19 protein-coding genes and 5 pseudogenes are annotated in these 25648 nt (G+C 53.9%); 13 read left to right on the plus strand and 11 right to left on the minus strand.

Going from position 1 to position 25648, the window contains the following annotated elements; all coding sequences use genetic code 11:
• Positions 1–4: 4 nt before the first annotated feature.
• From accB to msrP, 4 genes and pseudogenes are all read right to left on the minus strand, one after another.
• Positions 5–475, minus strand: a complete 471-nt coding sequence (accB, locus tag CS369_RS20085; protein WP_196908442.1) for an acetyl-CoA carboxylase biotin carboxyl carrier protein — start codon at positions 473–475, stop codon at positions 5–7.
• A 38-nt stretch (positions 476–513) separates the two neighbouring features.
• Entirely contained in the window at positions 514–966 is a 453-nt protein-coding gene (aroQ, locus tag CS369_RS20090) for a type II 3-dehydroquinate dehydratase (protein WP_196908443.1), read from the minus strand.
• Between the two features lie 229 nt (positions 967–1195).
• A pseudogene (gene msrQ, locus CS369_RS20095) lies at positions 1196–1792 on the minus strand (protein-methionine-sulfoxide reductase heme-binding subunit MsrQ).
• Entirely contained in the window at positions 1793–2806 is a 1014-nt protein-coding gene (gene msrP, locus CS369_RS20100; RefSeq protein ID WP_196908444.1) for a protein-methionine-sulfoxide reductase catalytic subunit MsrP, read from the minus strand.
• 290 nt (positions 2807–3096) lie between these two features.
• Between msrP and csrD the strand changes: the two are divergent.
• From csrD to tldD, 9 genes and pseudogenes are all read left to right on the plus strand, one after another.
• Positions 3097–5031 (plus strand): annotated as a pseudogene (gene csrD, locus CS369_RS20105) (RNase E specificity factor CsrD).
• 84 nt (positions 5032–5115) lie between these two features.
• Positions 5116–5304, plus strand: a complete 189-nt coding sequence (locus tag CS369_RS20110) for a hypothetical protein (protein ID WP_196908445.1) — start codon at positions 5116–5118, stop codon at positions 5302–5304.
• Positions 5305–5348: 44 nt separating this feature from the next.
• Entirely contained in the window at positions 5349–6392 is a 1044-nt protein-coding gene (gene mreB / locus CS369_RS20115; RefSeq protein WP_004385136.1) for a rod shape-determining protein MreB, read from the plus strand.
• A gap of 251 nt (positions 6393–6643) precedes the next feature.
• Complete coding sequence (mreC, locus tag CS369_RS20120) at positions 6644–7711, plus strand: rod shape-determining protein MreC (RefSeq protein WP_196908446.1); 1068 nt, start codon at positions 6644–6646, stop codon at positions 7709–7711.
• Positions 7708–8196 (plus strand): rod shape-determining protein MreD, encoded by a 489-nt coding sequence (gene mreD, locus CS369_RS20125; RefSeq protein ID WP_196908447.1) that lies wholly within the window; start codon positions 7708–7710, stop codon positions 8194–8196. The genes mreC and mreD overlap by 4 nt, the downstream gene beginning before the upstream one ends.
• 58 nt (positions 8197–8254) lie before the next feature.
• Positions 8255–8848, plus strand: a complete 594-nt coding sequence (locus CS369_RS20130) for a nucleoside triphosphate pyrophosphatase (RefSeq protein ID WP_196908448.1) — start codon at positions 8255–8257, stop codon at positions 8846–8848.
• Positions 8838–10307, plus strand: coding sequence for a ribonuclease G (rng, locus tag CS369_RS20135; RefSeq protein ID WP_196908449.1), 1470 nt, complete (start codon positions 8838–8840; stop codon positions 10305–10307). Before CS369_RS20130 ends, rng begins: the two co-directional genes overlap by 11 nt.
• 72 nt (positions 10308–10379) lie before the next feature.
• Entirely contained in the window at positions 10380–14204 is a 3825-nt protein-coding gene (gene yhdP, locus CS369_RS20140) for an AsmA2 domain-containing protein YhdP (protein ID WP_196908450.1), read from the plus strand.
• A 68-nt stretch (positions 14205–14272) separates the two neighbouring features.
• Positions 14273–15709 (plus strand): annotated as a pseudogene (gene tldD / locus CS369_RS20145) (metalloprotease TldD).
• A gap of 50 nt (positions 15710–15759) precedes the next feature.
• On the opposite strand, the gene CS369_RS20150 reads toward tldD, so the two are convergent.
• Both CS369_RS20150 and aaeR read right to left on the minus strand, forming a co-directional pair.
• Positions 15760–16620: a hypothetical protein gene (locus CS369_RS20150; protein WP_196908451.1), complete on the minus strand. Its 861-nt coding sequence runs from the start codon at positions 16618–16620 to the stop codon at positions 15760–15762.
• A gap of 101 nt (positions 16621–16721) precedes the next feature.
• A complete protein-coding gene (aaeR, locus tag CS369_RS20155; protein WP_196908452.1) occupies positions 16722–17651 on the minus strand; it encodes an HTH-type transcriptional activator AaeR in 930 nt (309 codons plus the stop codon).
• Between the two features lie 321 nt (positions 17652–17972).
• Between aaeR and aaeX the strand changes: the two genes are divergently transcribed.
• From aaeX to aaeB, 3 genes and pseudogenes are all read left to right on the plus strand, one after another.
• Positions 17973–18146 carry a p-hydroxybenzoic acid efflux pump operon protein AaeX gene (aaeX, locus tag CS369_RS20160; RefSeq protein ID WP_196908453.1) on the plus strand — a complete coding sequence of 58 codons (174 nt, stop codon included), beginning with the start codon at positions 17973–17975 and terminating at the stop codon, positions 18144–18146.
• A 7-nt stretch (positions 18147–18153) separates the two neighbouring features.
• Positions 18154–19089, plus strand: coding sequence for a p-hydroxybenzoic acid efflux pump subunit AaeA (aaeA, locus tag CS369_RS20165; RefSeq protein ID WP_374191093.1), 936 nt, complete (start codon positions 18154–18156; stop codon positions 19087–19089).
• Between the two features lie 12 nt (positions 19090–19101).
• Positions 19102–21025: pseudogene (aaeB, locus tag CS369_RS20170) on the plus strand (p-hydroxybenzoic acid efflux pump subunit AaeB).
• 72 nt (positions 21026–21097) lie between these two features.
• On the opposite strand, the gene yjgA reads toward aaeB, so the two are convergent.
• Positions 21098–21652: a ribosome biogenesis factor YjgA gene (gene yjgA / locus CS369_RS20175; RefSeq protein WP_196908543.1), complete on the minus strand. Its 555-nt coding sequence runs from the start codon at positions 21650–21652 to the stop codon at positions 21098–21100.
• Between the two features lie 199 nt (positions 21653–21851).
• Here yjgA and pmbA point away from each other — a divergent pair.
• Positions 21852–23181, plus strand: a pseudogene (pmbA, locus tag CS369_RS20180) (metalloprotease PmbA).
• 44 nt (positions 23182–23225) lie between these two features.
• Here pmbA and rnk read toward each other — a convergent pair.
• The 4 genes from rnk to ptsN all read right to left on the minus strand — a co-directional run bounded on the left by rnk (position 23226) and on the right by ptsN (position 25636).
• On the minus strand, positions 23226–23636 hold the full coding sequence (gene rnk / locus CS369_RS20185; protein WP_196908454.1) for a nucleoside diphosphate kinase regulator: 411 nt from the start codon (positions 23634–23636) through the stop codon (positions 23226–23228).
• 287 nt (positions 23637–23923) lie between these two features.
• A complete protein-coding gene (gene npr, locus CS369_RS20190; protein WP_196908455.1) occupies positions 23924–24196 on the minus strand; it encodes a PTS phosphocarrier protein NPr in 273 nt (90 codons plus the stop codon).
• The gene (rapZ, locus tag CS369_RS20195; RefSeq protein ID WP_196908456.1) at positions 24196–25047 is read right to left on the minus strand and encodes an RNase adapter RapZ; all 852 of its coding nucleotides are present in this window, start codon (positions 25045–25047) and stop codon (positions 24196–24198) included. Before rapZ ends, npr begins: the two co-directional genes overlap by 1 nt.
• 115 nt (positions 25048–25162) lie before the next feature.
• Positions 25163–25636 carry a PTS IIA-like nitrogen regulatory protein PtsN gene (ptsN, locus tag CS369_RS20200; protein WP_196908544.1) on the minus strand — a complete coding sequence of 158 codons (474 nt, stop codon included), beginning with the start codon at positions 25634–25636 and terminating at the stop codon, positions 25163–25165.
• Positions 25637–25648: the final 12 nt, after the last annotated feature.

Below are 25648 nucleotides of genomic sequence, written 5' to 3' on the forward strand. Positions count from 1 at the left end.
CCGGTTATTCAATGACAACCAAAGGCTCATCAAACTCAACCGGTTGGCCGTTTTCAACCAGCACGGCTTTCACCACGCCTGCTTTATCGGCTTCGATTTGGTTCATCATTTTCATGGCTTCAACGATGCACAAGGTATCGCCGACGTTAACATGTTGCCCCACTTCAACGAATGCCTTGGCATCCGGGCTTGGGGTACGGTAGAACGTACCGACCATGGGAGAACGCACGGTGTGACCGCTAACGGTCGCAGGTGCAGCGGCAACAGTTGCTTCCGGGGCCGGGGCCACGGCGGTTGCCAGCGCAGGGGCCGGTTGCTGCATCATGGGCGCATAGGCTTGCTGCATCATCGGGTAGCTCGGTGCAGCAGGGGCACTACTGATACGTACTGATTCTTCGCCTTCTGAAATTTCCAGTTCGGCGATGCCGGATTCTTCAACCAGTTCGATAAGTTTCTTGATTTTACGAATATCCATGGATGTGGTTCCGTACTCATTTGTTGAAATGGGTTTATTTAGTTTGACGTGCACAGGCGTTTTACCGCTGTCTGTAACGCATAGCCATATCCATCCGCGCCCAGGCCGCAAATCACACCCACCGCCACATCGGACAGGTAAGAGTGATGACGGAACGGCTCGCGAGCGTGCACGTTGCTCAGATGGATCTCAATAAACGGAATTTCCACGGCCAGTAGCGCATCACATAATGCAACGCTGGTGTGGGTAAATGCCGCCGGGTTAATTAAAATAAAATCCGTATTGCCGCGTGCCTGATGAATAGTATCAATCAGCACATGCTCAGCATTGGATTGGACATGGGAGAAGTGTACATTGAGCGCCTGTGCCTGATGTTCCAGACCGCTGACGATCTCTGCAAGCGTAGTGCTGCCGTACTTCTCTGGCTCACGGGTTCCCAGCAGATTCAGGTTGGGACCGTTCAAAAGCAAAATGTGAAATTTCTCTGCCATTGTGCCGCTATCTCCCATTATACACCCAGTTTGTAGAAAAACGTGTCGCACAACATAGCGCGAAGCACATCGTTTGTCACCTTTTGGCAACGTAAATTGTTCACCGGGCGATAAGGTCGGGCATTATAACCATATCGTGGCAATTAGCAGCTAAATACTGGTCTTATCTCCGCAAATAGCTTTGACGCCCCGCCGCGCGTGGCATTGCGCTACAGTCGCTTTCCCGGCATTAACGCCACCACTGGCGGAACTTTTTGTAACGCAGCGCTAACAAGAAAAGCGTACTTAGCCCGTAGATCATCGGTTGCGGCGATAAGATTTTTACCGACCACAAATAATGAATGGGCGCGAGCACCGCGATGACATAGATAAGGTTGTGTAAGCGCTGCCTGTGACTGCCAAGCGTACGTTGTGCCGCCTGAAATGAGGTTGCCGCCAAGGCTAGCAGCAGCCAACTGAGTGCGCCCAGCGTCAGATAAGGGCGGTTAATCAACTCCTGGCCCAACAAGGCGAGGTTGGCGAGTCCGAGTTCCAACAACGCATAGCTGGTCAGATGCAGCGTAGCCCAGGCAAAACACCACAGGCCGAGCATACGGCGGCAGCGGATCAACAACGACTGTTTGCCGTAGCGCGCCAGCGGTGTCACCATCAGCGTTGCCAGCAGCAGTTTTAGCGCCATTCATCCGGTAAAATGCTGGATGTCTTTGGCCGGATCGGCGCTCAACGCCCCTTGTTGAATGGCATAAAGCAGCCACAGCAGCGGTAACCCTGCGGCAGCATGCAAGACGATTTTCAGCCAAAACACCTGGCGGAGTGTCAGACGCATTTAGAAATTATCCCGCAGATTCAGGCCGCGATACAGGTGTGCTAATTGATCGGCATAGCCATTAAACAGTAGCGTCGGTTGGCGCTGAACGTTAAGCAATCCGCCTGCGCCAATCACCCGTTCGCTGGCCTGCGACCAGCGCGGGTGGTCAACATTCGGGTTCACATTGGCATAAAAACAATATTCATCCGGTGCAACCAGATTCCAGGTTGAGGGCGGTCGTTCGCGCGTAAAGCGGATTTTCACGATGGACTTGATATTCTTGAACCCGTATTTCCACGGTGTCACCAGACGGATGGGGGCGCCGTTCTGTGGTGGCAAGGTTTTGCCGTAAACCCCCAGCGCCAGCAGAGTCAAGGAATGTAGCGCCTCTTCCATGGTTAAGCCTTCTACATAAGGATAGTCAAGCCCGCCACTGAGAAAGCGATCTTTCTGTCCTGGCATCTGTTCGGGATCGTGCAGGGTTTGAAAGTCAACATAGCGCGCGGCGCTGGTCGGCTCTACGAACTGAATCAGTTTCGCCAAGGGAAATCCCAACAAGGGAATCACCATTGACCACGCCTCGACGCAGCGAAAGCGATAGATGCGCTCTTCCAGCGGAAAGCGCTTGATAATGTCATCGATATCCAGCGTGACGGGCCTAGCGATTTCCCCTTCTATTTGTATCTTCCAGCCTTCTGTGCGCAACCCGCCGACATTGGCGGCCGGGTCGGCTTTATCCAGTCCGAATTCATAGAAGTTGTTATAGCCGGTAACCTTGTCCTCGGGCGTCAGCGTGAGTGACGCTGGCGCATTGGATTCTGGTGTGAAAGTGAGCGGCGTGGGTGGCGGTGCTGTCGGCTTTTTTTTGCCACCGGTGAGCCAGTCCAGCACATCGGCCTGTGCGCTAAGCGGCAGGCTCAGTGAGGCGGTGGCGATGCCCAGCGCTTTCATCACGGTGCGGCGCTGGTGAAAAATCCCCTCAGGGGTAACGTCTGCGGCGCTCGGTTGGCGTTGACGATGAGAGTCAGACATGATGATGCTCCACGGGTTACGACGACTGCGTACAGTAAGTTAAGTATGGAAGATAAGACGGCACGAGCAAAAAAGAGTTCATTGCAGAGTGTTGCACCACTTGCCTGAAGGGAAACTGTCGGTGGTTATCGGTTGCGCTCACGTCACGATCGCGATGTGATTGTGACCAGAGAGGAAAAGTCTGGGAAAATCCTTTAGTGTCTATATTTGTAACAGGTAGTATTAACAACAGTGGTGAATACGGTACGGGGGTGTGACCTCGTGCGGCGAGAGGATGCAGGGATAGGCGAATGACGAAATTTTCTTCATTAATGACGACGGTGCTGATAGTCGTCATATCCCTGCTGTTTATCATAGGGTTAGCCACCATTGTTGATGATAATCTACAGCAGGTTGATAACCAGCTTCACGCTATCGCGACCAGTATCGATCAGGTGCTGTTGGTACAACCTCCTGAACGGTTACGCTTTTGGCTGCCCTCAATGATGAAGGCGGCGGGGGTTGTGCTGCTGGAGATCCAAGACCTCGATCACAACCTGCAATTTTCGCTGCGGCTGCCGGAACTGATGAACGCAGAAGGCGATTATGTGCACCATGTGATGCAACTGTCACTGATGCAAAACGCCGATTTTCGCGTCAACCTTACCTATCTTGATCCCTTTTTCGGCTCGCCGCGCTGGATTTTCTCCACTATCGCCATGGTGGTGGCGATGGCGTGCATGCCTGCGCTACTGGTGTTTGCCGTGCGGCGTTTTCGCCGCAAGGTGGCCGGGCACGAACAGTTGGAGACGCGCGCAAACCGCATTCTGCGCGGTGAACGCGAATCGGTGGCGCGCGGTTCGGTGCACGAATGGCCCGATAGCGCCAGCGGTGCGTTTGATAAGTTGCTGTCGGATCTTGCCGATGCACACGAGGAACGCAGCCGACTGGATACGCTGATCCGCGCGTTTGCCGCCCAGGATGCGGAAACCGGATTGAGTAATCGCCTGTTTTTCGATAACCAACTCACCACGCAGTTGGAAGACGCGGAAAATGTCGGCACCCACGGCGTGGTAATGATGATTCGCCTGCCGGATTTCGATACCTTGCAGGAAACGCATCGCTATGCCAATGAACTGCGTGAGTACCGCAATACGCTGGTCAATATGCTATCGACCTTTGTCATGCGTTATCCCTCAGTGCTGCTGGCCCGCTATTTCAATAGTGATTTTGCCGTGCTGCTGCCACACCGTTCGCTGAAAGAAGCGGATATTATTGCGACGCAGTTAGTGAAAACGCTGGATATTCTGCCGATCACGCCCCTTATCGATCGTGAGGATGTGCTGCATATCGGCATCTGTGCCTATGCCAGCGTACAGAGTTCTGAGCAGGTGATGGAGAGCGTGGAGGATGCTACGCGCAATGCGGTATTGCAGGGAGGAAACGGTTGGTGCGTATTTGACCGGCAGGTGCCAGACAAGGGGCGCGACAGCGTGAAATGGCGCACATTGCTGGAACAGACGCTGGCAAAAGGTGGCCCGCATCTGTACCAAAAACCGGCGGTGACGCGCGATGGCGTGGTGCATCATCGAGAAATCATGCCGCGTATCACCTATGGCGATCAGGTTCTGCTGGCCGCCGAATATATGCCGCTGGTACAGTAATTGGGGCTGACGCTCAATTATGATCGGCTGCTGGTGACACAAATCATCGCGTTGTCTGCTTCCTGGCCGCAGGAGACGCTGGCGATGCCCGTCAATGTGGATTCGCTGTTGCAGCGTCCTTTCTGGCGTTGGTTACAAGAAGTGCTATTGCAATGCCCGAAACAGCAGCGTCAACGCATATTGTTTGAACTTGCTGAGTCAGATGTGTGTCAGTATATCGAGCGCTTGCGTCCTATCCTGAATACGCTGGTGGGGTTGGGGTGTCGGCTGGCGGTGACGCAAGCCGTGCTGACCTTGGTCAGCACGACCTATATTAGAACGTTGCAGTTGGAAATCATCAAGTTGCATCCAGGTCTGGTGCGCCGTTTCGAACGCAGGACGGAAAATCAACTTTTTTTACAAAGCCTGATAGAAGCCTGCAAGGGAACTTCCGCCAACGTGTTTGCCGCAGGCGTCAGAACTCAGGAAGAGTGGAATACGCTATCGAGTCTCGGTGTTTATGGTGGTCAGGGCGATTTTTTCGCGGCGTCTATCCCTGTCAGCGATGAGTTGAAAAAATATTCACCTCGGCATCGTGTTTAGGGTGAATGTCGCAGGTAAATTGACGTAGAATGCGTGGTTTATAAATCGGTTAGTGTGTGCTTATTGCATGGACTGGCCGATAAAATGTTAGATTTTGTGTCCTGCGTTGATGCCATCCGACTGCGTGAAAAAGCGATAACTCGCTTTACCGCACAAAGAAATATCGCCCCGACGGTTTTTCAGGGGAACGTGATGCATCTGACACAGGGGAATTTTTCACCGATGCAGAGTGCTGTCGTGCCTTGTCGCTGCACCGTGTGGTTGGTAAAGTAGGCGGATTTATTTTCGCCCCCAGCTTGCAGGATTATCCTTTCGTTATGTTTAAAAAATTTCGTGGCATGTTTTCCAACGACTTGTCCATCGACCTGGGTACCGCCAATACCCTGATTTATGTTAAAGGGCAGGGCATTGTACTGAATGAGCCGTCTGTGGTCGCCATCCGTCAGGATCGTGCCGGTTCGCCTAAGAGCGTCGCCGCCGTAGGCCATGAAGCCAAACAGATGCTTGGTCGTACTCCGGGTAATATCGCAGCCATTCGCCCTATGAAAGACGGTGTTATCGCCGACTTTTTCGTGACCGAGAAAATGTTACAGCACTTTATCAAACAAGTGCACAGCAACAGCTTTATGCGTCCGAGCCCGCGCGTACTGGTGTGTGTGCCGGTCGGTGCTACTCAGGTTGAACGTCGTGCCATTCGCGAATCTGCGCAAGGGGCCGGTGCGCGCGAAGTGTTCCTGATTGAAGAACCGATGGCGGCGGCTATCGGTGCTGGGTTGCCGGTTTCTGAAGCAACGGGCTCTATGGTGGTGGATATCGGTGGCGGTACCACAGAGGTGGCGGTTATCTCCCTGAATGGTGTGGTCTACTCTTCTTCCGTGCGTATTGGTGGTGACCGCTTCGATGAAGCCATCATCAATTATGTGCGCCGTAACTACGGCTCGCTGATCGGTGAAGCGACGGCGGAACGCATCAAGCACGAAATTGGTTCTGCGTATCCGGGCGATGAAGTACGCGAAATCGAAGTGCGTGGTCGTAACCTGGCTGAAGGCGTACCGCGCGGCTTTACCCTTAACTCGAACGAGATTCTGGAAGCGTTGCAGGAGCCGTTGACCGGCATCGTGAGCGCGGTGATGGTTGCGCTGGAACAGTGCCCGCCAGAGCTGGCTTCCGACATTTCTGAACGCGGCATGGTGTTGACCGGTGGTGGCGCGCTGCTGCGTAACCTGGATCGCCTGCTGATGGAAGAGACCGGCATCCCCGTCGTGGTTGCCGAAGATCCGTTGACCTGCGTGGCTCGCGGTGGCGGTAAAGCGCTGGAAATGATCGACATGCACGGCGGTGATCTGTTCAGCGAAGAGTAAGAGTGCCGAATAAAAGGAAGGGGAACCGTATGGGGAAACAGCGTTGTTTTTCATCCCGTAGGGTAGCCCCTCTTTTTTTATTCTGTGGCGAGTCGTTTTCACGGGTATCGCCATTAGCGTAATTCCCTGCGCCCGACGCCCCTCTGCCCCTGCATTTCTGCGGGCATGACGGCGGTGAATAACACGAATGTTAGCTTTCGTTTCGAGCGTGTCGGGCGTTCTTTATTCGCGTTGAGGAATACGCAACCTTTATGAAGCCGATTTTTAGCAGGGGACCTTCCCTGCAATTGCGACTTTTTCTTGCCGTCTTCACGGCGATGGCGATTATTATCGCCGACAGCCGCTTGGGGACGTTTCTCAAGATCCGTACCTATATGGATACGGCGGTCAGCCCGTTCTATTTTCTCGCCAACGGGCCGCGTGAAGTATTAGATAATGTTTCTGAATCGCTGGCGACCAAAAATCAGTTGGCGCTGGAAAACCGTGCGTTACGCCAGGAACTGCAACTGCGTAACAGCGATCTGCTGCTGCTCGGCCAGTTGAAACAGGAAAACGCGCGTCTGCGCGAACTGTTGGGGTCACCGCTGCGTCAGGACGAGCAGAAGATGGTGACCCAGGTGATTTCCGCAGGCACAGACCCCTATAGCGATCAGGTGGTGATTGATAAAGGGGCGGCGCATGGGGTCTACGAAGGGCAACCGGTTATCAGTGATAAAGGGGTGGTCGGGCAGGTTGTCGCGGTCGGTCAGTTGACCAGCCGTGTGCTGCTGATCTGCGATGTTTCCCATGCGTTGCCGATTCAGGTGCTGCGCAATGATATCCGCGTGATTGCTGCCGGTAATGGTTGCACTGACGATTTGCAACTGGAGCATTTGCCCAACAACACCGATATTCGCGTCGGTGATGTGCTGGTGACATCGGGACTGGGTGGTCGTTTCCCTGAAGGGTATCCGGTGGGCGTCGTCTCCGAAGTGAAGGTGGATACGCAACGCGCCTACACCGTTATCAAGGCGCATCCGACTGCTGGCCTGCAACGTTTACGCTATCTGCTGTTGCTGTGGGGCGTTGACGATGTGTCGGACAAAGGGTTGCCGCCGCAAGAAGTGCATCGCGTCGCCAACGAACGCTTGATGCAGATGATGCCGCAGGTTCTGCCCTCTCCCGATGAAATGGGCCCGCCCGCACCGCCTGCTGCCGCAGCACCGCCGCAGGGCAATGCACAGACGAAAAACGCCCCTGCGCGCAGTGCGTCTCAAGGTCAACAACCTCAACGTAATACGCCGCCTGCTGCTACGCCAGCACAGGGAGGACGCCAATGAACCGCTATCGCCGTCACGGCAACTGGATCATCTGGTTATCGTTCCTGATCGCCATGGTGCTGCAAATCATGCCGTGGCCGGATCAGTTCTATCATTTCCGGCCATCGTGGCTCTCGCTGTTTCTGATTTATTGGGTAATGGCGTTACCGCATCGGGTTAATGTTGGTACCGGCTTTGTGCTGGGAATGGTGATGGATCTTATTTTAGGGTCCACGCTCGGCGTGCGTGCGCTGGCGCTCAGCATTGTCGCCTATCTGGTGGCCTTCAAGTTTCAACTGTTCCGCAATATGGCGCTCTGGCAACAAGCCCTGATCGTTATGGTGCTTTCGCTGGTAATGGACCTGATTGTCTTCTGGGCGGAGTTCCTGGTAAGCAATGTGTCATTCAGGCCGGAAAATTTGTGGAACTGTGTGGTCGATGGCGTGTTGTGGCCCTGGCTATTCCTGTTGATGCGCAAAATTCGCCGTCAGTTCACAGTACAATAATCAATAAGGGCGTAGTCCTTAACCGGTGCGCCTACAGTAGAATACGTAGCGAGGATATATGACTGCGCTCTATCTGGCCTCGGGTTCAGCGCGCCGCCTCGAACTGCTTACGTTGCTGGACATCCCTTTTGAACTGTTGCGTGTTGATGTTATTGAGCAGCGGGCAGCACATGAAACGGCAGAGGTCTACGTACGCCGTCTGGCGCAGGATAAAGCGCAGGTAGGGGTTGCTGCCGCACCGCAAGATTTGCCGGTGTTGGGGGCCGATACCATCGTGGTGCTGGAAGGGCAGTTACTGGAAAAACCGCGCGACGAAGCTCATGCTGCGCACATCTTATCGATGCTTTCAGGGCAACAGCATCAGGTGATGACTGCGGTCACGTTGGCCGATCGTCGCACCCAGTGCAGTGCACTGGTGGTGACCGACGTGACGTTTCGCGCTCTGACGCCGCAGGACATTACCCACTACGTTGCCAGCGGTGAGCCAATGGATAAAGCGGGAGCCTACGGCATTCAAGGTAAAGGCGGCTGTTTCGTCAAAGCGATCGCTGGCAGTTACCACGCGGTTGTCGGTTTGCCGCTGGTGGAAACCCATGAATTGTATAATCAGATTATAGCGTTACGAACGGCAGGAGCAGAAAATGACAGCTGAGTTACTGGTCAACGTGACGCCGTCGGAAACGCGCGTTGCCTACATTGACGGCGGAATACTGCAAGAGATCCACATTGAGCGCGAAGCGAAACGCTGCATCGTGGGCAATATCTATAAAGGCCGTGTCAGCCGGGTATTGCCGGGTATGCAGGCTGCGTTCGTGGATATCGGGCTGGATAAAGCGGCATTTTTGCACGCGTCAGACATCATGCCGCACACTGAATGTGTGGCCGGGGAAGAACAGAAAAATTTCCACGTGCGCGATATCGCTGAACTGGTGCGCCAGGGGCAGGATTTGATGGTGCAGGTGGTGAAAGACCCGCTCGGTACCAAAGGTGCCCGACTGACCACCGATATTACGCTGCCATCACGCTATCTGGTTTTGATGCCCGGCGTGGCCCACGTTGGGGTTTCACAGCGTATTGAAAGTGAAGTGGAACGTGAACGCCTGAAGAAAATCGTCAGTGAATACTGCGACGAGCAGGGCGGGTTTATTATCCGTACAGCGGCAGAGGGCATTGGGGAAGATGAGCTTTCTTCTGACGCCGCGTTCCTCAAACGCCTGTGGACCAAAGTCAGCGAGCGTAAAAAACGTAACCAGACCAAATGTAAGCTGTACGGTGAAGTGGCGCTGGCGCAGCGTATCCTGCGTGATTTTGCCGGTGCGGCGTTGGATCGCATCCGCATCGACTCCCGCCTGACTTATGACGCGCTGCTGGAGTTCACCACGGACTATATTCCGGAAACCACCAATAAGCTGGAGCATTACGCCGGACGCCAGCCGATTTTCGATCTCTATGACGTGGAGAATGAAATTCAGCGCTCGCTGGACAGAAAGGTTGAGCTGAAATCCGGTGGCTATCTGATCATCGATCAAACCGAGGCGATGACGACGATAGACATCAATACCGGGGCCTTTGTCGGTCATCGCAATCTGGATGAGACCATCTTTAACACCAATATCGAAGCGACGCAGGCCATTGCCCGCCAACTGCGGCTGCGCAACCTGGGTGGTATTATCATTATCGATTTCATCGACATGAGTAATGAGGACCACCGTCGCCGGGTGCTGCACTCTCTGGAGCAGGCGCTCGCCAAAGATCGGGTTAAAACCAGTATTAACGGCTTCTCTCAACTAGGATTAGTGGAGATGACGCGCAAGCGCACTCGTGAGAGCATTGAACATGTGCTGTCTCATCAGTGCCCGACGTGCCATGGTCGCGGCAGGGTGAAAAGCGTCGAGACCGTTTGCTATGAAATCATGCGTGAAATTGTGCGGATGCACCATGCCTATGACACCGATCGCTTCCTGGTGTACGCATCGCCTGCGGTGGCTGAGGTATTGAAAAGCGAAGAATCTCACGCCTTGGCAGAAGTGGAAATTTTTGTCGGTCAACAGGTCAAGGTGCAGATTGAGCCGTTGTACAGTCAGGAACAGTTTGATGTGGTGATGATGTAATCCCCATGTCGATGATAAACCGAACAGAATGACTTCCCCGCGTCGCCTGCGACGAAGATCAAGGAGAATAGTGTGAGGCGACTGCCCGGCCTATTGCTGATGACGGGTGCTACGATTGTTGTTGTCGTGGCGCTGATCGTCAGTGGTTTACGATTAGCGATGCCGCAGCTCGATCGTTTTCGGCCGCAAATCATGGCGTGGGTTACGTCGACGACGGGCGTATCGGTTGACGCGCAACGCCTTACTGGCAGTTGGGCTTCTTTTGGGCCGACGCTTTCGATCGATGGCCTGACGAGCGAGTCGCCTGCTGTGCGCTGGCAGGCAGAGCGCATCACGCTCGCGCTGGATGTGTGGCAGTCATTGCTGCATGCGCGCTGGCAGTTTCGCGATCTGACGTTCCACCGCATGCACCTGACGCTGGATGCCACATTGACCGGGCAGCGGGCCGACGGTAGCCTGATCGAAACCGATCGTCTAAGTACGCTGTTCCTCCAGCAGTTCGATCATTTCGATCTGCGCGACAGCCGCCTCTCTTTCCTCACGCCTTCTGGCGATCGTGCGGAGCTCGCCATCCCGCAATTGACCTGGTTGAACCGCAACAACCGACACCGTGCCGAAGGGCAAATCAGCCTGTCGAGTTTCAATGGGCAGCACGGCGTGGTGCAGGTACGCATGGATTTGCAGGCTATTCAGGGTCATCTGAATGACGGCACGGTGTACCTACAGGCTGATAATATTGATATGAAGCCCTGGATCAGCCGATGGCTAAAAAATAATACCGGGCTGGAGAGCGCCAATTTCAATCTTGCAGCCTGGTTGCAGGTGCGCAGCGGAGCGCTGGTTGCCAGCGATGTCTTTTTGGCCCAGGGCTCGGCAGCCTGGAAAGAAGGAGACAACATCCATCGTCTGAGCGTTGACGAACTGGCACTGCATGCCACGCGGGAAGGTGAAGGCTGGCAGGTTGCCGTGCCTGTCTTGAATCTGGCTACGGACGGCGTTGCCTGGCCGAAAGGGAGTCTGGCGGCGAGCTGGATCCCCGCGTCGCCGGCAGAGCAACAAGATATGCTGCGGGTGCGTGCCAGTGAGCTGAGCTTGGCACGTTTGCGTGATTTGTTGCCGCTGCTGTCCACGGTGACGCCCGAGCTTAAAACGCGCTGGGAGGCGCTGCAACCGGAAGGGCTGCTGACACAACTAGCCCTTGATATTCCTTTAAAACAACCGGAAAAAAGTCGTTTTCAAGCGGCATGGCGCGATCTGCACTGGAAAGCGTGGGAATGGTTGCCGGGCGGCGAAAAGCTGGCTGGCACGCTGAGCGGTAGCGTCGAACGCGGACGCGTCACCTTTGCGTTGCCGCAAAGCGTACTGCCCAGCGGTAATCAGTTCCGGGCTCCGTTCGAGATTCAACAGGCAAACGGTGCTATAGACTGGAGCAATGTCGCCGACGCCTGGGAAGTGTGGAGTAAAGGGCTGAATGTACAGGCACGTGCGCTACAGGTTCAGGGCGATTTTCAATACCGTCACCCGGTGAATGGGGAGCCACGTCTGGATATTCTGGCGGAAATTCGTCTAGCCGATGCCTCTGAAGCCTGGCGTTACTTCCCAGAACCGCTGATGGGTGCGCCACTGGTGAACTACCTGAACTGTGCGTTAAAAGGGGGGCACGTCGACAACGCCACGCTGATTTTTGCCGGTAACCCGTCGCATTTCCCTTTTGAGCATAACGAAGGCCAGTTTCAAGTATGGGTGCCGCTACGTGCGGCTACCTTTGAATTTGAAGCAGGCTGGCCCGCGCTGTCACCGTTGGATATCGATCTCAATTTTGCCAAAAACGGCCTGTGGATGTCCGCGCCATCAACGCAGTTAGGGAATGTCGCTGGCAGAAATATTCTTGCCGCCATCCCTGACTACAGCAAAGAAAAGTTGCTGATTGATGGCGAACTTCAAGGGGAAGGGCCCGATGTCGGACACTATTTTGAACAAACGCCGCTCAAGGACAGCGTGGGGAGCGCGTTAAAGCAACTGCAAATTGGCGGTAACGTCAATGGTACGCTGCACCTCGATATTCCCCTGGCACACGGCGCGGTAGAGGCCAGTGGCGATATTCAACTCAATAACAATAGCCTGTATATCAAACCGCTGAATAGCACGCTGAAACAGCTCAAAGGACGCTTCCATTATCGCAATGGTACCCTGAACAGCGATGATATTGCGGCTAACTGGTTAGGGCAGCCCGTCACGTTCAGTTTCAATACCGAAGAGCAGGAAAAAGCCTTTCTGGTAAAGGTGGGGCTGAAGGGGGAATGGGCACCCGCGCTGTTCCCCGGTCTGCCAAAAACATTGCAAACCGCACTGTCGGGAACCGCCGCCTGGCGTAGCGATGTAACGGTGAATCTACCCTATAAAGGCGTTGAGACCTATGAGGTCAGCGTTGATGCCGACCTAAAAAATGTAAGCACTCGCTTACCTGAGCCGCTCAATAAAGCACAGGGGACGATGGTGCCGCTCAAGATTGCCGCCAAAGGGGATCTCAAAGGGTTCACGCTTTCAGGTAGTCTGGGAAAAACGGCACAGTTTAATAGCCAGTGGTTATTGCGTGGCGATGTGCTGACGTTAGCGCGCGCAATCTGGCAGCAGGGGGCACAAACGCCTCTCACGTTGCCGGAACAGTCTGAACTGGTGTTGGCTCTGCCCGCGCTTGATGCGGAGCATTGGTTGGGATTATTGCCCGCCCTGCGTGGCGATACCGCCTTGCGAAAAGGGGCGCAAAGCAATATCCATGTGCCGGAAAGCGTGACGCTGCGTACGCCCGCGCTGCAACTGCTCGGTCAGCAGTGGCATGACGTGGTACTCAATAGCCGCAATACGCCGCAGGGTAATGAAATTCACACTACCGGGCGTGAGATTGATGCTAATTTGACGGTCCCACAGAACGGCATGTGGCGCGCGGATATTCGCTATCTCTACTACAACCCGCAGTGGAAAGGGGATGAAGCAACCAACCCCGTAGCGCTGGCGGAGAAGAAATCACCGCTCAATGACCCCAGCATCCGCTTTGAAGAGTGGCCCGCGTTGCAGCTTGCCTGCCGGGAATGCTGGATTGCCGGGCAGAACCTAGGCCAAATCACGGCGACGCTGCAACCAGAAAAAGATAAGCTGACGCTCAGTGAGGGTGTGATCGATACCGGCAAAGCCAAGCTGACTGCCAGCGGTAGCTGGCAGGAGAATGCCGAAGGGGTTCGCACCGCACTAAAAGGGCGTTTGAGGGGCGGTACGCTGGAGCAAAATGCCGACTGGTTTGGTATTGATACGCCGCTGCGCGCAGCAACCTTTGATGTTGACTATGATCTCTATTGGCGTGGTTCGCCGTGGGTACCGCATCTGGCGAGCCTGAGCGGTATTTTGCACACGCGTATTGGCAAGGGCGACATCGTCAATGCGGGCACCGGTCAGGCGGGGCGCTTGCTGCGCCTGGTGAGCTTTGATGCGTTACTGCGCAAATTGCAGTTTGATTTCAGCGATACCTTTGGTAAAGGCTTCTATTTCGATTCTATCCGCAGCACAGCCTGGATTAAAGACGGCGTGTTGCATACCGACGATCTGCTGGTCGACGGGTTGGAAGCCGATATCGCCATGAAGGGCCGTGTCGATCTGGCTAACCGGCAAATTGCCATGGAAGCGGTGATTGCACCGGAAATATCAGCCACGGTGGGTGTGGCTACCGCCTTTGTGGTCAACCCGGTGATTGGTGCTGCCGTGTTTGCGGCCAGCAAGGTGCTGGCACCGCTCTGGAACAAAATCTCGCTGATTCGCTACCAGATTCATGGCAGCCTGGATCAGCCTACGATTAAGGAAGTCCTGCGCGAGCCGCAAAAAAATGCGGCGCAGGAGCGGCGTTAATACGCCAGCATAGTGATGGCTCCGTGCCGTTTATTCATCGATTTCATGTGAACTAAAGTGGAAAAAATATGAGTCTTTCGTTTGTCAGTGAACAGTTACTCACTGCTAACAACTTGAGCCAGCAAGACCTGTTCTCAGTGTTAGAGGTATTGAATGAACGTCGCCTGGATTATGCCGATCTTTATTTTCAATCCAGTTACCATGAATCCTGGGTGTTGGAAGACCGCATCATTAAAGATGGCTCTTACAATATCGATCAAGGGGTCGGTATTCGCGCGGTAAGCGGGGAAAAAACCGGGTTTGCCTATGCAGACCAAATCACGCTCAATGCGCTGCACCAAAGTGCCCAGGCAGCGCCTAGCATCATGCACGAGCAGGGCACTGGCCGCGCTGGGGGAAAACGCTCATCGTGCGCTGTATCCGCAGCTCAATCCTCTGGATAGCCTGAGCCGTGAAGAGAAACTGGCACTTCTGCAACGCGCAGACATTGTGGCGCGCGCGGCCGACGCCCGCGTGCAGGAAGTGAGTGTCAGCCTGACCGGTGTCTATGAAGACATGCTGGTGGCGGCAACAGACGGCACGCTGGCCGCTGATGTGCGTCCGCTGGTGCGCCTGTCGATCAGCGTGCTGGTTGAGCAGGATGGTAAACGTGAACGCGGTGCCAGCGGCGGTGGCGCGCGCGTGGGTTACGACTACTTCTGGCAAGTGGTGGACGGAGAAGTGCGGGTGGAGGCCTGGGCGAAAGAAGCGGTGCGTATGGCGTTGGTCAACCTTTCCGCTGTTGCTGCCCCTGCGGGCACGATGCCGGTGGTACTGGGCGCGGGCTGGCCGGGTGTGCTGCTGCATGAAGCTGTCGGACACGGACTGGAAGGGGATTTTAACCGCCGTGGCACGTCGGTGTTCAGCGGGCAGATGGCAAGCTGGTTGCCTCTGAACTGTGCACCGTTGTGGATGATGGTACGCTGGAAGGACGCCGCGGTTCGCTGGCGATGGATGACGAAGGCGTGGTTGGACAATACAACGTGCTGATTAAGAACGGTGTGCTGAAAGGCTACATGCAAGACAAGCTCAACGCGCGTTTGATTGGGATAGCGCCGACTGGTAATGGTCGCCGCGAGTCTTATGCCCATTTGCCGATGCCACGCATGACCAATACCTACATGTTGGCGGGTAAATCGACGCCGGAAGAGATTATTTCCAGCGTGGAATACGGTTTATATGCGCCCAACTTTGGCGGTGGCCAGGTGGATATCACCTCCGGCAAGTTCGTGTTCCCAACCTCCGAAGCCTATCTGATTGAAAATGGCAAAGTCACTACGCCGGTTAAAGGCGCAACCCTGATTGGGTCCGGTATCGAAGCCATGCAGCAGATTTCGATGGTGGGTAACGATTTGGCATTGGATAAAGGCGTTGGCGTATGCGGTAAAGAGGGCCAAAGCCTGCCCGTTGGCGTTGGGCAACCGACGCTGAAACTGGACAGTATGACAGTAGGCGGTACGGCATAAGTTCCCGTGCTTTGTCACCGTCATGTTAGTATGAAAATGCATGACGGTGACTACTCAATGCCGGGATGTGAGAGGGTAATGTCAGAGATATGACAGTTACCGTTAGTGTCGATATCAATCCGCGCTTTTGCGTATAAACAGGGATATTTAGATTCAGGATAAATTTCTTGATAAACTCGATGTTTTTCAGCGTCAAGGTTATTAATGATATGTATTTCAACGGTGATGTTTCCCTGATTCTCTAAAGAAAGAAAAAATTTTTTACTGGGGTCGCCGAGCAGTGACATCGCTTTGGTATGATGATTAATTTGGTTCTTGATATCGATAATGCCAATTTGAGAGAGTGCAACATTTAACGATTCTTTTTGTTTTTCTGATATCTTATTAATAATCTGTGGCAGCATGTCGACGGTAATGCGTTCATGATGGGTCGTGGTATGACAAAGATAGATTTCACTTCTTGGTATGTCTTTTTTTACTTGCTCCAGATGAATGTCTCGTTTGATGAAATATTCTGGAGTGAAGGTCTTGATGTGTTCATTCAGACTGATGCTTTTTCCCGCCGTAGAGATCTCACCCGTAGAAAATAAAGCACCAATAGACAGATTGACGGTAAACGCGGTATCATTTATCGCTGTCGTCGTGTAGGTGAATGCATCTTTAAACGCGGGTGACGCCATGGCCTTTAACTGATTAAAGGCGTCTATTCTTATATTGGCATCATCATTATTGATCAGTTCAAATAACACTTTTTTGGCATTTTCTTTATCAGTTCCACAAAACCAGTCTGCAATTCTATCCCACAATCTTTTTATTTCACTTGGGTTTTTGGCATTTTTTATTTCTTCTATTTCATTCAATGAAATTGTTTTTGAAAACAAACTCCCTGAAATATTAAATACTGTTGTCATAAATGCCCCCTTGGTTAAAGAAAGCACAGTATAACAGCGTGAACGTGAAGATAATCTATACTAAACTTAATTTTAAGGTTAATACCGTAGTGTGAAAATAATTATTTTCCCAACGTCTCTTCTCTATGGCTTTGATAAATTTGAGCAACGTTCTTAAAATACTCCGTCATATAGTTGATGCACAGTTGTACTTTGAGCGGCAAGTTATCCTTGCGTGTATACAACGCGTAAACCGGGCGCGGATCGCAGTGATAGCGGCTGAACAGAATTTCCACTTCGCCGCGCGCAATCTCGTCGATGATCCACATCAGTGGGATATAGGCGATGCCTGCACCGGTTTTGAGCCAGCGTACCAGCGTCTGCGGATCGTTAGTGGCAAAGCGACCCTGCGGTGCGATTTTGGTGGAAATGCCCTCTGGGGCGATCAGTTCGAATTCACTGTCTGCACGCACGGTGTACTCCAACCAGGAGAAACTTTCCACGTCTGACAATTTTTCCGGAGTGCCATGCTGGGTCAAATAACGTTTGGCGGCGCGCACCACCATTGGCATCGAACCGAGACGTTTGGCAAACAGGCTGGAGTCCTGCAAGGCACCCACGCGGATAACGATATCCAACCCGTCTGCAATCAGGTCGGGGGCGGGAATTCCGGTGACCAGATTGACCGAGAGCCCCGGGTATTTTAGCAGCATCTCTGCTGTAATGGCCGCCAGCACATTTTGCGCCATGGTGGAGGAACTGCCAATGCGCAGTGTGCCGATCGGCGTGTTGTTGAAGGCGTAGAGCTGATCGTGCGCTTTGTGCGTATCATGCAGCATACGCCGGCAGCCGTGGTAGTAGATCTTGCCGCATTCTGTAAGCCCAATGCTGCGCGTGCTGCGATTGAGCAGCTTGATCTGTAGCTCTTCTTCCAGCCGGGTCACCGTTTGGCTGACGGCAGAAACGCTCATATTCAATTGTCGGGCTGCGGCGGTAAACGAGCCACACTGCACTACGCGCGCAAAGACCGACATGCTCTTTAGTCTTTCCATTATTCACTCTGGCTTAAAAGTGATTTAGATCACACATCGTAGATGAAACGCAAATAAACATCCATAATACACCGCATTCGAACGAATCGGGCGGGAAGAATACCGGTGTGCTTCGTGCTACTTTTTTCCATCAGGTAACAGGCTGCGTTCGCTTCTACTAAACAACCTGCTATCTCTCTTGATCAGTGTAATGCCCTTCATGCCTTTTAGCATTGATGGCGAAAGGCCTGTGTAGTCGTTGGTAATGAACCCTCATGCCTGTGTCTACGGTGACACGGTCGGTATTGTTTATTCGTCAATTGAAATGAAAAGGAAAAGAGGATGAGTTCACTCCCGGTGATGGTGCTGTTTGGCCTGTCCTTCCCGCCCGTATTCTTTGTGTTGAACCGTGTTTTACAGCCCACCGGCGTTTATGATGTGGTATGGCATCCGGCGCTGTTTAACACCGCTCTGTTTTGCTGCCTGTTTTATCTGATCTTTCGCTTCTCCCTTTGAGATCACTGTGAAAACCCTTGCTATAAAATTTCCTGTTATCTCGCTGATAACCAAAAAGCTGCTGCGCGTGGGTATCACGCTGTGCGTGCTGTTGCTGGCTGCCGTTGCGCTGTTGCGTGTTTGGGCGTTCTATACCGAATCGCCGTGGACGCGAGACGCGAAGTTCAGCGCAGACGTTGTGGCGATCGCACCGGATGTCAGCAGTCTGCTGACAGAGGTGTTGGTGCATGACAATCAGCAGGTGAAAAAGGGGGATGTGCTTTTTGTGGTCGATCCACCTCGTTTTCAGCAAGCACAGGCAGATGTGGACTACTACCTGGCGCTGGTCAATGAAAAGCGGCGTGAGTCTGGACGTCGCACACACCTCGGCGTACAGGTCATGTCGCAGGAAGCGATCGATCAGTCTGGCAGCGCGTTGGAAACCGCGCAGCATCAATTAGCCAAGGCGCAAGCGACGTTGGATCTGGAGCGTACCCTGATTCGCGCGCCAGCGGACGGTTGGGTGACCAACCTCAACGTGCAGCGCGGTGAATACATTACGCGCGGCGCAACCGCCGTGACGCTGGTGAAAAAGGGCTCGTTCTATCTGGTGGCCTATATGGAAGAGACCAAGCTGGCAAGCGTTCATGCTGGCGACAGAGTCGAGATCACGCCGCTGGGTAGCGACCGGCTGTTTTACGGTACGGTTGACAGCGTGGCGGCGGCGATCACCAACAGCAGCGCCAACGTAGACAGTAAAGGGCTGGCGACGGTGGACGCCAATCTGGAATGGGTGCGATTGGCACAGCGCGTGCCGGTAAGAATCCACCTGGATCAACAGCGCGATATTCCTTATCCGGCGGGCACCACAGCCACCGTGGTGATCGCGCAGGCAGACGCCCCGCAAAACAAGCAGCCTTCACCGTTGATTCGTTTGCTCTATCGGCTGCGTGAGTTTGGTTAAGACGAGTTCATGATGAAAATGCCTGCTTTTCCCCATTGGCGTTTTGCCTGCAAACTCAGCGTTGCCGTTGTGCTGTCACTGTTTCTCGGTTTCCACTTTCAGTTGGAAACGTCACGTTGGTAAGCGCTCACTGCAGCCATCGTCGCGGCTGGTCCTGCTTTTTCTGCCGGTGGCGATCCCTTTTCTGGGGCGATTCGGCATCGCGGTATATTGCGCATTGTGGGCACCTTTATCGGCTGTGTCGGTGCGCTGGTGATTATCATCGCGACCATTCGTGCACCCTTGGTGATGTTGCTGCTGTGCTGCATATGGGCGGGATTTTGCACCTGGGTGTCATCGCTGGTTAAGGTGGAAAACGCCTACGTATGGGGATTGGCGGGCTATACCGCATTAATTATCATCGTATCCACCCAGGGTGCGCCGTTGCTGACGCCGCAGTTCGCCGTTGAGCGCTGTAGCGAGATTGTTTTAGGCATTGTTTGTGCCATTGTGGCCGATCTGCTGTTTACCCCACGTTCCATCAAACACCATATCGACAGCAGCCTGGAAGGGCTGCTGCTGGATCACTATCGCCTACTGCAACTGTGTATTCGGGGTGCATCGCGTGAAGAGCTTGACGTTGCCTGGCATGGGCAATCCGCTACTGCTGGAATCGGCGCGCTGGCAAAATAGCCATCGGCGCATCAAGGCGCTGCTGGCGCAATCATTTACTCTGATTACTCAGGCGTGTGAGACCTATCTGGTGCTACAGGATAAACCCGAGCCGCTCAGAACCAGTCTGGCATTGCTGATACATGCACCGGTAGCGTCGATGGCCGATGTGCGTAAACGGGTCAAGCAACTGCGCCACGCGATTGCAGCCGGTGAGCGAAGGACCGTGCCGCCGACGCTGATTGGCTAGGTGGGGGCCGCAACGGGCTATCTGTTACTGGCAAAAGGGATTCAGACCAACGTCCGTCTGACGCAGGTTGAGGGCGAACTGCTGCGTGATGAAGTGATGGTGAAAGCGGCGTCCGCTGAGCGCCATCATGCGATGATCAACGGCTGGCGCACCGGCGTGGCGACGGCGGTAGGGTGTTTATTTTGGCTTATCACCGGTTGGACCTCAGGCAGTGCCTGCATGCTGATGATTGCTGTGCTGACGGCGCTGGCGATGCGCCTGCCCAACCCAAAACGCATGGCGGTCGATTTCCTGGTCGACACGGTCTATGCCTTGCCGTTGGGATCGCTGCTGTTCATGTTTGTGTTGCCCTCCACGCAGCAAAGCATGCTGCTGCTGTGCCTCAGTCTGGGCATTATGGCCTTCATCATCGGTATTGAGGTGCAAAAGCGGCGTATGGGATCGCTGGGGGCGCTGGCCAGCACCATCAATATTCTGGTGTTGGATAACCCGATGACGTTTAATCTCAGCCACTTTCTGGACAGCGCGATTGGGCAGGTTATCGGCTGCTTGCTGGCGTGGCTGGTTATCTTGTTGATTCGAGATAATTCACGGGCTCGCACCGGGCAGGCACTACTTAACCGCTTTGTTTACAGTGCGGTATCGGCACCGATCACCAACCCAACCAAACGGCGTGAGAACCACTTACCTGCGCTCTATCAGCAGCTCTACCTGCTGCTGACCCTGTTTCCCAACGACATTGCCAAATACCGTCTGGCGCTGTCACTGATTATTCTGCACCAGCGTATGCGGAATCTGCCGTTGCCGATGGACAGTGAACTGTCGGCGTTTCATCGTCGTCTTCGTCAAGTGGCAGAGCAGGTCAGCGACGCGCGACGAGAAATTTCCCGGCGTCACGCCTTTACTCAGTTGCTGACCTTATTGGATGAGTATCAGATTGCGCTATGTCAGCGTCAGATAGCACCGGAGATCGGTGCATCGGTCGGCCGTATCACAGAGATATTGCACCGCTATCAGCATGCGTTAGTGGAGTAACGCCCAAGGCGACTCCACCACGGGGTGATTTACCACAGAGCGATTGACCTCATGGCTATTTACCTCTGGGGGCTAGGCCTGATCTTCGGCCCGTTCGCGCAGATACTGGAAAATTTGGCGATAAGATTTGGGCGGCTTGTTAGCGGCTTTTTCTTTCTGCGCATTGCGCACCAGTGAGCGCAACTGCTGGCGGTCGGCGGTCGGGTAAAGCCCGAGGATATCCAGGATGGCATCATCCCCTTCCTCAATCAGCCTGTCGCGCAGTTGTTCCAGTTTGTGAAACAGAGCGACCTGCTGGTTGTGGCAGTTTTTCAGCTTATCCAGTGCGATTTGAATCGGTTCTGGATCGCGGGCACGTAGCATCTTACCGATCAGTTGCACCTGACGGCGGCGGCCTTCTTTTTTGATGCGTTGCGCCAGCTCAACCGCAGCACGCAGATCGTCATCCAGCGGGATGCGCTCCAGCGCATTTTTACCGAGCTCAATCAGCTCCACGCCAAGATCTTTCAGCGCTTCTGCATCGCGTTTGATTTCACTTTTACTGACCCAGATGATCTCATCGTCTTCATCATCTTCGGCGTGCGGGTCCGGTACGTCGTCCAGCCACTTTTCAGGGTGTTTGTTCATCATCTCTTTCCGTAACAGTTCGGGCATGTGACGCGATTAACGCCATAAAAAAGACGCCGATCTTAACAGGTTTGGGCTTTTTGCGAAATTATCCTGATATCCTGTTAGACTCAAGCATACACCTTTAGGCGCAGAAGAGGGGCAAGGCAGACGCCATTTCCCGGCTTCTGAACGGCTTTTAACTCAGTATGGCAGAACGATGACAATAATCACTCAGGTTGCAGAACAGCGTAAAGCATTAGAGCAGGCAGTCGCACAGGCATTGGAGCTGGCGCGTGCCGCTTCAGATGCGGAAGAGGTGGCCATTTCCAAAACCACAGGGATCAGCGTCAGCACGCGCTACGGCGAGGTTGAAAATGTGGAATTCAACAGCGATGGCGCGTTGGGAATGACCGTATACCACCAGCAGCGTAAAGGTAGTGCGTCATCGACCGACTTGAGCTCGGAGGCCATCGCCCGCACCGCAGCAGGCTGCGCTGGATATTGCCCGTTATACTTCGCCCGATCCTTTTTCTGGCCCGGCAGAACAAGAACTGCTGGCATTTGACGCGCCCGATCTCGACCTGTTTCATCCTGCTTCCTTGGATGCGGAAAAGGGCATTGAACTGGCTGCGCGCGCCGAGCAGGCGGCGCTGAAAACCGATACGCGCATTACCAATACCGAAGGGGGCAGCTTCAACAGCCACTACGGTATCAAAGTGTTTGGCTACAGCCACGGTATGCTGCAAAGCTATTTGTCGAGTCGCCACTCTATGTCGAGCTGTGTGATTGCCGAAGTGAACGGCGATATGGAGCGCGATTACGCTTACACCGTAGGGCGTGCGCTGGACGATCTGCAAAGTCCGGAATGGGTCGGCGAAGAGTGCGCGCGCCGCACGCTCTCACGTTTAGCACCGCGCAAGTTGCCGACCATGGAAGCGCCGGTGATGTTTGCCGCCGAAGTGGCTACCGGTTTGTTCGGCCACTTGGTGGGGGCGATCAGCGGTGGCAACGTGTACCGTAAACCGACTTTCCTGCTCGATAAACTGGGCCAGCAGATCCTGCCGGACTGGCTCACCATTGAAGAGCTGCAGGGCTGGCGTCTACCCCGTTCGACAGTGAAGGGGTACGTACCGCGCAGCGTGACATCGTTAAAGACGGCGTGCTGCAAACCTGGCTGTTGACCAGCTATGCGGCGCGTAAACTCGGCATGAAGAGCACTGGCCATGCCGGCGGCATTCACAACTGGCGTATTGCGGGGCAGGGGGCTTAATTTCCAACAGATGCTCAAGCAGATGGATAAAGGCCTACTGGTGACCGAACTGATGGGGCAGGGCGTGAGTGCGCTAACGGGCGATTACTCGCGCGAGGCGTCAGGCTTCTGGGTAGAAAATGGCGAGATTCAGTATCCGGTGAGTGAAATCACTATCGCCGGTAACCTGAAAACCATGCTGCGCGATATGGTGACGTTGTGAGATGATATTGAAACCCGCAGCAATATCCAGTGCGGTTCGGCGCTGCTGCCTAGCATGAAGATCGCCGGGATATAACCAGGCAACATGACTGCCCTGAAATCAGGGCAGTGGGCGCGTGCTTAGCGATGATATTCGCCAGCGGCCTCAGGCTGGTAGAGCAATTTCAGCACTTCCACGCGAGTTTCCGTACCGTTATGCAACTGCCAGTTAATGGTATTCCCAACGCGCAGACCCAGCAGGGCTGCGCCGAGCGGCGCCATCACAGAAAGTTGTTCCTTGCTGTCCTGCATGGCGGCAGGATAAACCAGTGTTCGGATGTGCTCTTCGTTAGTGTTTAAATCGCGAAAGCGTACCCGACTGTTCATGGTGACGACATCTGACGGGATGTCCTCTGAAGGCAAGATCTCGGCACGATCCAGCTCCTCATTCAACGCTTGTGCAATCGGTGTGCCTGCAAACGCAGGTTGTTCCAACAGCCGATCCAGGCGTTCCGCATCCAGTTCGCTAATAGTCAGGTTAGGTTTCGTCATACTCCTCTCCAATAGGTTGGTAAAACATAACCCTTGATAAAACGCATAGCGGTAACAAACAACGTTACGTCATGGCAATAAGATCAAGGTTCATAGGGATATAAGCACGTGCTGCATATATGAAAAAACAATATCAAGAGAAAAAGTCTACCGCATTTATAAAGCAACCCCCCGCGCCAGCGACGCGGGGGGGTTGATAAAAATGAGAGATAACTTGTAACGAAATTATACCATAAGGTAGCGTTATTACCTATGGCATTGTCGATTTTTGGGATTATTGTCGCGTCTTATTCTTCATCAAACCCGGCTTCGAATAACTCAATCACCGCAGCCAGTGCGGCGGCCTCATCTGTGCCGTTGGCTTCCACTTCAATGTGTTTACCTTGGGCAGAATCCAGCATGATCATGGCGATCACGCTGCTGGCTTTCGCCTCAACGCCGCTTTCATTACGCAGCATCACTTCGGCATCAAAGCTTTGCACCAGTTCAAACAGCTTCATCGCCGGGCGAGCGTGCATGCCTAGCTTATTCTTGACGATGACGGTGTGTTTGACGGTCATTATTTACGTTTTTCCAGCGTGCGGTGGCGGGACTGTACGTTTTTGCCGCGCGAGCGAAAATAGTCTGCCAGTTGTTCAGCCACATAGACGGAACGGTGTTTGCCGCCGGTACAGCCAATGGCTACCGTCAGGTAGCTGCGGTTGTTGGTTTCCAACATTGGCAGCCACAGTTCCAGATAGCTGCGCGTCTGGTAAATAAAATTGTGCACTTCCGTATGGCGGTCGAGGAACGCGGCAACTGGCTTGTCCAGCCCGGTCATCGGACGCAATTTCGGGTCCCAGTGGGGGTTAGGCAGGAAGCGTACATCAAACACGTAATCCGCATCGATGGGAATGCCGTGCTTGTAACCAAAGGATTCGAACACCATGGTCAGTTCACGCTCGCGTTTGCCCAAGAGCCGAGTACGCAGCATTTCCGCCAGTTCATGCACTGACATTTCAGACGTATCGATGATCAGATCGGCACGAGAACGCAACGGTTCCAGCAGGTCGTTTTCTTCATCGATGGCGCTTTCCAGCGAAAGATTTTTGCTGGAAAGGGGGTGCAAACGGCGCGTATCGCTGTAACGGCGAATTAGCGTATTGCGATCGGCATCCAGAAATAGCAGTTGCGGCGCAAAACTGGGCGGCAACTGATCCATGGCGTGCTCGAAGATTTCCGGCGATTCTGGCATGTTGCGCACGTCAATACTGACCGCTGCCGAGATATCGCCCTGTGCCAGCGTGTTTGCCAGTTCCGGCAGCAACACCACGGGCAGGTTGTCCACGCAATAAAAGCCCATATCTTCCAGGGCGCGCAGGGCCACAGATTTTCCTGAACCTGAGCGACCACTGACAATCATCAGCACCATCCGACGACTCCCCTCCGGCTATAGCCTTCTTTTGTTACACCCTGACCGAGTGATTCATCTGCATGACGCACATCGTAGCGCGAATGTCTGAATGTCGCGCGCTTTCTACCGGGGATTAATCCCCTTCAATCATAATTTGGTAAAGCTCTTCGTCACTTTGTGCTGCCCGTAAACGCCGACACACACTTTTGTCAGCCAGACGTTTGGCGACAAGCGACAGCGTATGTAGATGGGTTTTACATTGTTCTGCGGGAACCAGCAAGGCAAAAAGCAAGTCTACGCCTTGATTATCAATAGCATCAAAAGATATTGGCTGTTCAAGCTGGATAAAGACACCGGTGGCACCCAAGGTGTTATCATCATCGAGTTTTCCGTGTGGGATTGCGATACCGCCGCCAATACCGGTACTGCCCATTCTCTCGCGCGTCAGCAATGCCTCGAAGATCAGCGGGATCGGAAGGTTTAGCTGCCTGGCTGCCAATTCGCTGATGATTTCCAACGCCCGTTTCTTGCTTTGGCAATGAACGGTGCTGCGGGTGCACTCTTGGCGTAATACTGCGCTGAGTTGCAAAATGGGATCGTTATTCATGGTGTGTTCACT

The sequence above is a fragment of the Candidatus Symbiopectobacterium sp. 'North America' genome (assembly GCF_015762685.1).
Lineage (GTDB): Bacteria > Pseudomonadota > Gammaproteobacteria > Enterobacterales > Enterobacteriaceae > Symbiopectobacterium.